At 49.0% G+C, this 9,719-nt stretch carries 8 protein-coding genes; 3 read left to right on the top strand and 5 right to left on the bottom strand.

Features of this window, described 5'->3' with window-relative positions; all coding sequences use genetic code 11:
• From J4G02_11055 to J4G02_11070, 4 genes are all read right to left on the bottom strand, one after another.
• The coding region (locus J4G02_11055) for an aminotransferase class III-fold pyridoxal phosphate-dependent enzyme (GenBank protein MCE2395114.1) at positions 1-759 on the bottom strand (759 nt) is incomplete at its 3' end.
• A 129-nt stretch (positions 760-888) separates the two neighbouring features.
• A complete protein-coding gene (locus J4G02_11060) occupies positions 889-1,668 on the bottom strand; it encodes a glucose 1-dehydrogenase (GenBank protein MCE2395115.1) in 780 nt (259 codons plus the stop codon).
• Between the two features lie 312 nt (positions 1,669-1,980).
• Positions 1,981-3,012 carry a hypothetical protein gene (locus J4G02_11065; GenBank protein ID MCE2395116.1) on the bottom strand — a complete coding sequence of 344 codons (1,032 nt, stop codon included), beginning with the start codon at positions 3,010-3,012 and terminating at the stop codon, positions 1,981-1,983.
• Between the two features lie 119 nt (positions 3,013-3,131).
• Complete coding sequence (locus tag J4G02_11070; GenBank protein ID MCE2395117.1) at positions 3,132-3,929, bottom strand: glucose 1-dehydrogenase; 798 nt, start codon at positions 3,927-3,929, stop codon at positions 3,132-3,134.
• 1,425 nt (positions 3,930-5,354) lie between these two features.
• Here J4G02_11070 and J4G02_11075 point away from each other — a divergent pair.
• The 3 genes from J4G02_11075 (at position 5,355) to J4G02_11085 (ending at position 8,224) form a co-directional block, all read left to right on the top strand.
• Positions 5,355-5,798, top strand: coding sequence for a hypothetical protein (locus tag J4G02_11075; protein ID MCE2395118.1), 444 nt, complete (start codon positions 5,355-5,357; stop codon positions 5,796-5,798).
• Positions 5,799-6,515: 717 nt separating this feature from the next.
• A complete protein-coding gene (locus tag J4G02_11080) occupies positions 6,516-7,424 on the top strand; it encodes an HNH endonuclease (protein MCE2395119.1) in 909 nt (302 codons plus the stop codon).
• A gap of 137 nt (positions 7,425-7,561) precedes the next feature.
• Positions 7,562-8,224 (top strand): hypothetical protein, encoded by a 663-nt coding sequence (locus J4G02_11085; GenBank protein ID MCE2395120.1) that lies wholly within the window; start codon positions 7,562-7,564, stop codon positions 8,222-8,224.
• A 173-nt stretch (positions 8,225-8,397) separates the two neighbouring features.
• On the opposite strand, the gene J4G02_11090 is transcribed toward J4G02_11085, so the two are convergent.
• The gene (locus J4G02_11090; protein ID MCE2395121.1) at positions 8,398-9,414 is read right to left on the bottom strand and encodes an ATP-binding cassette domain-containing protein; all 1,017 of its coding nucleotides are present in this window, start codon (positions 9,412-9,414) and stop codon (positions 8,398-8,400) included.
• Between the last annotated feature and the right edge of the window lie 305 nt (positions 9,415-9,719).

Below are 9,719 nucleotides of genomic sequence, written 5' to 3' on the forward strand. Positions count from 1 at the left end.
ATCACAGATCTCTCTGACTCTTGGGAGATAGGTGTCCGGTGGTACAAGCACTCCGCCCCCACCGATGATAGGCTCGGCTATCACGGCTATCACTGTCTCTACCCCTTCCCACTGAACCACTTTCTCGATTTCGTCCGCACAGGCGATGCCGAAATCCGCTTCACTGCAGCCTTGACCATATCGATAGGTGTAGGGCGGGTGGACATGATGGAAGCCGGGAACAAGTGGTTCAAACGCTTTGCGACGACGGGTTTGGCCCGTTGCGGACATTGCCCCGTATGTGAAGCCGTGATACCCGCGATAGCGACTGATAATCTTGTAACGATTGTCGCCGGGATACTTCTGCCGTCCGTATTGCCTCGCCATTTTTATCGCGGTCTCATTGGCTTCTGAGCCGCTGTTGCAGAAGTAGACGTGATTCAGATTACCGGGCAGAAGGCTCGTTAGTTTTTCAGATAGGAGGGTGGCGGGAATGTTAATCTGTGCGTGTGGGTAGTACGGTAACTTCTGGATCTGCTCGTAAACGGCATCGGCGATCTCCTGCCGTCCATAGCCGACGTTGACATTCCAAAGTGCCGAGTAGGCGTCTAGGTATTCGTTTCCGTCCGCGTCGATAATTGTCGTTCCAGTGGCACTTTCAAAGACGAGGAGATCCGACTGATCCAAGAGTTGGTGTTGGAAGAGCGGATGCCAAGCGTGTGCCTGATCCATTTTACGGTAATCTTGTGTCGATAAGTCTTTTGGGGCGTTTGCCATCATTATTTGATATTCTCCAGATGATTATGTCGGGAGACTTAGCGGGTCTCCTTGACGGTGAAATTTTTGGTTCATTAGTCCATTGGTGCAAGGGTTACGGCACACGGAGTGTGCCTACTACTTTATGGATTTCTAAATTAAGGCGAGGGCTTTTGTCATGCCTGCGGTCCAACCGCCGTCTACGGTGTAAGCGGCTCCTGTAACAAATCGTGACGCATCGCTTGCTAGGAACAGTGCTACCTCCGCTACATCTTCGGGTTGACCGATGCGTCCCATTGGAGCGATGGTGCCTGCGAACTCACGACCTTCGGGATTTTCCTCCAAAAAGGGCTGTGACATCGCCGTTTCAATCCAGCCGGGGCAGATGCAGTTGACGCGTATTCCTTCGGGACCGTGATCGATTGCCATGGCTCGCGTGAGCTGCAGGACAGCACCTTTGGTGGCGCAATAGCCTGCGATGTCGGATTCGGCATAGAAGCTGTTTACCGATGCTGTGATGATAAACGAACCGCCGCCGCTTTGACGCATGGCGGGGATACCGTATTTTCCACAGAGAAACGCTCCTTTAACATTGGCGTCGAAGAGTGCATCCCAATCCTCTTCGGGCAGATCCACGACCGAGCCGTCCCGCATGATAGCGGCGTTGCTGAAGATAGTGTCGAGTTGACCGAAATGTGAGACTGTTTCTGAAATAAGTTGCTCTACCTGATCGCCCCGACTGACATCAACAGTATGTGCGATGACTGTGTCGGGATGATCCGCACTTGCAATATGGGCAGTTTCCTCGGCACCTTCCCCCTGAATGTCGGCAGCGACAACGTGTGCTCCTTCACCCACGAATCGAAGGACTGTAGCACGACCAATACCGCCTGCCGCTCCGGTAATAATCGCTGTTTTACCTTTAAGTTGCATCTCTTACTTCCTCCAACAGAAGCGTCTCAAGCGTTATTAACCTCTGGTGCGAGTTGGTGAGGATGTCTTTTCTACATCGTTTAAGTTGAAAATCCCGATTTGCCGGGGAGTTCATTAGTTCATTCATTCTTCTTACGTTCCACCTTTAGGATACACATGTCGCCCCGCTGGGGCTTTAGGGTATTTATTTATCTGTGTACTATAGACATGTCGCCCCTCTGGGGCTAAATGAACTGATAAACCAATGATTTTCACGTTTCACGCATTACGTTTCACGTTATCAACAGCTGTAGATTCACACCATCGGTTAGTCTATACCGAGTAGGTTTGCCAAGTGCCTAGACAGCCGTGTCCTCGGCGGACATGCAGTACCTTCTTTGCCGGTTCGGCGATGTAACCGGAGATCGAGTGCATGTTCTTTTCTCCGTGCCGACAGATACCGCCCGGATCGCCTTCGTGATCTGCAAGGATACCCTTCAGGGTTTCGACGGTAATCTCGCCCCAATTTTCTTGAATGAGCAGACGGATGCGGTCAAGTCGAGGGCAGGAGTCGGGCAGGGAGTGGGTTTCGTAACTCGCGAACGGAGCGGTCAGGTAGTGGTTGGTGTGCAGGCGACAGTCTGAATGTTCATCATCGAAGGGGACAATCCCTTCAGGGCGGATCTCGATATCGCCGATTTTACCTTCGCCATCGCAGATTACTGCGTTTGCCGCCGAGCAGGTACGGTGCTTCTTCAAGAGTTTAAGGCATCCTTCGAGGTGCCGCTGCTCTAGCATAACGCGCTTGAGGGGATAGTGGGGAACCCCCAGAGACCACTGAAAATCGTAGAGGGCGTTGGCGAAGTGGGCTAAGCCGTACTGGTTCATACCTGAATAGCCGAGCTGTCCGGCAAAGGTGAATATCAAGGCTCTAGGGCGACCATCGGTCGGCTTGACGTGAAGCAGAATCGCCACATCTGCGTATTCCGTTTCCAGATCCTGGTTTTGGCCTGCCAAGGGGAGCCCATCAGCGGTGGCGGAGCCTGTGAGGGCAAACGCCGTACAGCCCCCTTCGTGCACGCGGGCGGCTTCGGCACGTGCCTGACACAGTACTGCCTCTTCAAAGCTGATATCCGCTCCGTCGGCAAGTCCTCGAACCTCCTCCACGAAGGCGGGACTGAGTTTCTGCATCATGGGCAGAAAAGCCATCGCATTCTGGCACAGGAAGTCCATCGGTTTACCTGTCAACCTCTCGATCCATAACAGATACTTTTGGATAAGGTCAGCGGCTTGTGCACCGTGCTGGTAGCCTAGCTGATATGCGTCGCCGGAGACTTCAATTAAGGGAAATGTATGTTCCGTCATATCCTCTCCTCTGAAAATGGGCGGATTGGCGAATAGTAGAATCCGTCAAAAGGATAACCGATTTTGGGGTTGAGGGCAAGGATTTTTCTATAGACCCAATGCAAGATTTTCGCAAATCATCAATATGGCAACATGCCACCGGATACGTTGAGGGCTTGGGCGGTGATGTAGCTTGCGTCTGATGACGCTAGGTAGGCGATTAGGTTGGCGACATCTTCCGGCTGTTGGATACGTCCAACGGGGATGCGGGCTGCCGCTCGCTCCTTCACTGAACCGACTGGCACACCTTCCAACAGCGCGACTTCACGATCAATTAACTCCCACATTGATGTGTCCACAATGCCGGGACACACACAGTTGACGAGGATCCCATGCTCTGACAACTCTAAGCCGAACTGTTTGGTGAGTGCGACAACGGCGTGTTTGGTCGCAGCGTAGACGCCGAGCGGTGTGCCTTTGCCGGGCGCGACTTTGCCTGCGCCGGAGGCGTTGTTGATAATGCGACCTCCGTTGCCCTGAGCGATCATCTGTTGTGCAGCTGCTTGCGAACAGAATAACACGCCTTTGGCGTTCACGTTCATCAGTGCGTCCCATGCAGCTTCGTCGGTGTCCATTAGGGATGCGATGATTGCGATACCCGCGTTATTGACGAGAATATCTAACTTGCCAAACCGTTCAACTGTCTCGGACACCATTCGCTCGGTATCGGCTCTGTTTGTTACGTCCACTGTGAAGGCGTGGGCAGATCCGGCGGTTGCCTCAATTGCTTCGGCAACTTCTCTTGCGTTTGCTTCATTGATGTCCGCAACGGTGACACTCGCGCCTTCGTGAGCCAGTCGTAGGGCGGTTGCTCTGCCAATTCCGCGTCCGGCGCCCGTTACGATTGCCACCTGTCCATCGAGTTCGTACCTTGGCACTGTTTTCCTCCTTGTTAGTTGATTGATTTTGTAGTGTCTGATATAGATGTAACGCAAGTTGCTAGTTGTGGTCGTTCTGCCTGTCTGAATCAGGATTCTCCAGATTGAAGGATTTACAGGATAGAAAATGTGAAACATGATGCGTGATGCTTCCCTATATCCCCCAACCCGATCGTGCCCCTAGGCAGAATATCGATGTATCGGGAACGTAATCTTCGACAAGATTGCCCACCGGTACGATTCAGAGATTTGGCAGGGCCCTGACAGGTAAAAAAAATATTTTCAATGGCCTAGACGGGTATTCATAATTCGCGGGTGTGCCGCGAATCCCGATGGCCACTATACTTGAGCAGTTTTACATAAGTGTGCTATGCTAAACGGTTGCCTGTGAACGGCTTGCTGCCCTGCCAAATCAACATTAATTTGTGAGCAAGATTTCACTGAAAGGTTTGCTGCCCTGCTATATTCGCATTGATTTATGAGCAATACTCCACTGAAAAGTTTGCTAACCTGCCAAATCAGCAGTGATTTATGAGCAGCCTTCACATAAATTTCAACGTGCTCTAGCAACTTGCGTTAAAATTGACCCTTATATCCGTATGTCGGGCATCTCCTGATTTATCGGGAGGAGTTTGCGACTCCGTTCCGAACTCCTAATGGTATAATCGTGACATTTCAGGACTTACGCATTTCAGCACGTAGCGCGAGATTTTTGTATTTTTAACCCCCTAAATCCGCCCAACCCCCTAAATCCCCCTTGTCAGGGGGACTTGGGAAACTCAGGGGGACTTATGAACCAACTGCGTAAGTCCTGTATAGTTATATTCGGTGCATTTGAATAGGTTCATCGCTCTTATTATAACCTATTTTTTCACCATAAATGTAGGTTATCATACATTTTCTTTTTCAGAGGCTGTGTGAAAAATGGTCTGTTGCTGCTCGATTTGTGCTAACTATAGAAGGGACGGTCACCTGACAGGGATAGAAATCGGATTGACAATGTTTTTTGTGTGCGAATATTTCCTACACAACGAAACAATTGTGTGGTAAAATTTATAGCGATTATCGCCTTGGATTTTCTCCCACCAATGGAAAATTATCTGGCATTGAGATTAACGGTAGAATTTGTGCTATTTGTCTGAATCGCGGATTAAAACGGATTTAGCGGATTACGCGGATAAATGTAGGTTAGGTTGAGCGGTTAAGTCTGAACCGTAGATGTCGCAGATTGCGATTAGTGCCCCGATGCCATTGGGAGATTTCAAGTGATCTGAAGCCCAGTGATGCGGATTTGATAGTGGCTTCGAGGCTAGGAAGCCTCTCCCACGGTGGGACTCCTGACAACTCCCCCCCTCCGTTTGTAAACAACTGTTCTGGGGAAAGGTGGTAATAGTGAGATTCTCAGATATCCTTGGAAAATCGGGTATGACGAGCCTGAAGATTCCGCCCTCTTTTTTGCAAATGGAGTGGAATCCAAAAACAGCCGATAAAGACGCTGCTTGGGCACTGTATATCGAATTGCTTACAAGAATCACCACACAACCTTTGCCTACCGAGCACGGCGATGAGAAAACAGCATTAGACAGTGTCTACTCACTTTTTGCAGTTACGAGAGAAGTCATTAAAGAACAGGGACCGGATTGCATCAACTTCACAAAAATTGCAATTGTTGTGCTTAACCAAGTCATTCGTCCGTTTACTGCAAAGTGGCATCGAAAGAGCTTGGCAGGTGATTTTGAACAGGAATCGGAACGCGCCGCTTTCCGCGAAGAACTTGCTGCTCTCCAGGTGGAATTGCGCAAATATTCTCGAATGCTGGCAGATATCGCCGAAGTCGAAGATTTAACTGACTTAGAGGCGGTAGAGTAGTAGGGCACAAAGTATTCAGTAGCGGTTACCATTATACGAGATAATCGGTACACAAGGACAAATCCAAGTTGCATAAACTACTCAAGTAGGGCATAATTATTGTCCGAATCAGGATTTCCTGGATTCAAGGATTTTCAGGATAGGGTACGTGATGGGCGAAAATGGGGAAAGATTCGTTGGTGCATTTAGCCCCAGCGGGGCGATATGTGTATAGCCGAAGAATAGGCACCTCCTGCCAAGCCCCAGCGGGGCGACAGTTGCCATTTGTCTGAATCGCGGATTAAAACGGATTTAGCGGATTACGCGGATAAATGTAGGTTAGGTTGAGCGGTTAGATCTGAACCGTAGATGTCGCAGATTGCGGTTATTGCCCCGATGCCATTCGGAGATTCGAAAGGATTTGCATTGCAATGGCGCAGCATTTGAGATTGGCATCAAGGCTAAGAAGTCTCTCCCACAGTGGGAATCCTGATGTGTAGACGCATTGAAAGTTATTTATGAACACTCTTCATAGGAGTTACGCACTTCAGTAGTGAACAACGATCGTTGTTCGCTACGGGATCCGTGATGGTGCCCCTGCTGTAGTTGCCCGATTCATCGGGCGTTTGGAAGTTGTGTCCTACGGCGATGTCCTTGATGATGAGGACGATGAGGAACCGTATTTGATTTGTAGTGCCTAGCTTACTGTGAATTCTCCCAAACAGCAGAGCATGAAAAGTGGGCAGAGAAGAAATTGTTCAGAAATTTGAGTCCTTGAGACCATGGCAAAAATCGGGGAAAAGAGCACCACACAAACCCTTGTTGGTTCTGTATGCAATTAGAAGATTGCTACAAGATAGCAAACGCTGCCTTAGATACTCCGAGGTACATGAGAATCTTGGAAAATTACTGGAGGAGTTTGGCCCCACAGAAGCTAAGCCTAGACCATATTATCCGTTCTGGCATCTCAAAAATGATGGGGTTTGGGAGATACCCGATGCCAAGAAAATCCGCGAAACAGTCAGTGGAGACCCTTTTAAACGCGATCTGGATCATCACGATGTTTCTGGAGGTTTTCCCAAGGATATTGTCCATCAACTTCAAAAAGACTCCACATTGTCTCTTGAAATAATCCAGAGTCTGCTAGAGATTCATTTTCCTCATTCCATTCATGAAGATATTTTACAGGCTGTTGAAATTGATTCACCGCTCCAGATTTCTAAGCCACAGAGGCGAGACCCCAAGCGACGAAAGCGAGACCCTAGCTTTCGAGCGAATATCCTAAAAGCCTACGAATACAAATGTGCTGTCTGCGGCTTTGATGTGAAATTGGGGACCTCACCCATTGCGCTAGAAGCTGCCCATATCAAATGGTATACGCATCGTGGTCCCGATACGGAAGCGAATGGATTGGCTCTATGCTCACTACACCATAAGCTATTTGATCTTGGGGCGTTTACGCTGTCTAATCAATTAGCAATACTGGTATCAGAAGATGCTCGCGGTTCAGTGGGCTTTCAGGAATGGCTTATGAAGTTTCACGGTGAACAAATTAGCTTCCCTCAAAGGCCGTCCTATTATCCGGAAGTGGAGTTTATCGGTTGGCACGTTAAAGAGGTATTTAAAGGGGATTACCGTGAATTGTAACCGGCTCTGCAAAGCGTAATATCTTCAGACAAATTGAAAGATGAATATAAGCGCAACTCGGATTTGTTTCGTCTACAGATTCAGTCCACCAATCCATATTTGATTGGGCTATTTCACTCAAAATTGAGGAGAACTCGGTGAAAAAACTGACACTTTTCCTGCTTTTCTTTATATTAACAACATCTCTTGGGGCGGAGGAGGATGTAAAGGAAGCGGCAACTGAGAAGCCGAGCGAAAGCGGTGGTTTTGGGGGGCCGGTATTAAAGGTGACGCAGATCAACGATGTATTTGGCTTGATCGTTGGTGGTCGGGCAGGTTGGATTTACAAGCATAAGTATGCAATTGGAGGTGGCTTTTACGGCTTACTCAGAGACATAGAGGTAGAGACGTCTCGTTCTGCTGAACGTGAGTTTGAATTTGCTTATAGCGGACTGGAGTTAGAATATATTGTTGCGCCTAGTCAAGATATCCACCTCTCTGCCCAAACTTTAATCGGTTTTGGTGGGCTGACGGATCGGTATCAACAGGCTTATTATATAATTGATGACTATAATAGATATGGTGGGCCCGACGATAGTATCTTTATTGTTGAGCCACAACTCAATATAGTGTGGAATGTGAAAACCTATCTCCAAATCCATTTTGGAGGGAGTTACCGCTATATCCGTGGTGTTGGAATCGAAGGACTCGATAACTCAGATCTGAACGGATACTCGGTCGTAGTGACCTTTAGATTTGGTCGTAATGCGAAGGTAGAACCGCCTGATCAATCTGAGTATGAGGGCATCTACATATTCTGAAGGTTCATGTCAAAAGAAAGCGCAAAATGGGAAGAGACACCGAGTTTTTGTCAAAAACTTGGTTTCTTTGCACCAGCTCGGAACATTGCGCGATAGTCCGGGTGTTTTGTCGAGATATGAATCTCGACCTACAATAGACTTGCATATTTCCCCCCTGACCTGCTATCCGCCGCCTAGCTTTGAATTCCTACTAAATTAAGTTCTTCTGCCAAATGACATGCCACAAAATGACCGTCTGAAATCTCTTTTAGCTCGGGTTCTTCCTCTCTACATCTCGCTTCGGCATACCGACATCGGGCCTGGAAAACGCAGCCGGTAGGCAAATCACTCGGATCGGGTGGCGTGCCTTCGAGGATAATGCGATTGCGGCGACCGCGTTGGGTCAGTCGTGGCACGGCTGAATGCAAGGCTTCGGTGTATGGGTGGGTGGGGCGATGCAGCAGTTCATCGCGCTCGGCATATTCGACCAATTTGCCGACGTACATGACGGCGATGCGATCGGACACATAGCGGATTACCGCCATATCGTGCGAGATAAAGAGGTAGGAGAGACCAAATTCTGCTTGCAGCTCCTGCATCAGATTCAGGATTTGTGCCTGTACCGACACATCGAGGGCAAAGACAGGTTCATCTGCAACGATAAATTTCGGCTCGATGGAGAGCGCACGGGCGATACCAATTCGCTGCCTTTGACCCCCACTGAAGCTGTGTGGGTAGCGGCGCAGGTGTTCTTTTTGGAGCCCTACTTGTATCAGGAGATTTTCAGCCTTCGCTTCCCGTTCTTGGCTTGTCCCGATGTCGTTGCAAACCAACGGCTCAATCACGTTGTCTAGGACCGTCATCCGCTCGTTTAATGAAGCAAATGGGTCCTGAAAAATCATCTGCATGTTGACACGGACTTGGCGCATCTCGCGGTGGGACAGTTCAAACACAGAGAATTTTTCATCCCCATCGTGCAGGATAACCTCACCGCCCGTCGGTTCATAAAGCCGGAGGATGGTGCAGCCTAAAGTGGACTTGCCACAGCCGCTCTCGCCCACAAGCCCCAAGGTTTCGCCTTCATTGATTGTAAGACTGACTCCATTGACAGCTTTGACGTAGCCGATAGTCCGTCGTAGGAAGCCCTCTTGGATGGGGAAAAACTGGCGTAAATCTCGAACTTCTAGGAGGGGGTTTCCGTTTTTATTCATTGTGGGGATATTAGTTCATTGGTTCATTGATGTTGGGTTTCACTGTCGCTATTTGTAGGAATGCGATGTTGACAGCCAAGCGTCTATTGGCCTTGATAGCGAGGGGCTTTTGACCGTTCAACCCAACCTACGATACTGGTGAATTTTAGGTGTCGGTTACTTCTCGTGTCACGGCGGCAGTAGGTTTAATGGTTTGGGAATTTTGTTCAAACTGTGCTAGTTCTTCATTTGACCTACTCCCAACCCTCAAGGATTGGGATTCTCGCATTGCTTTGAGAATATCCGTCTCCCGTATAGACACACGG

The organism is Candidatus Poribacteria bacterium (assembly GCA_021295755.1).
Lineage (GTDB): Bacteria > Poribacteria > WGA-4E > WGA-4E > PCPOR2b > PCPOR2b.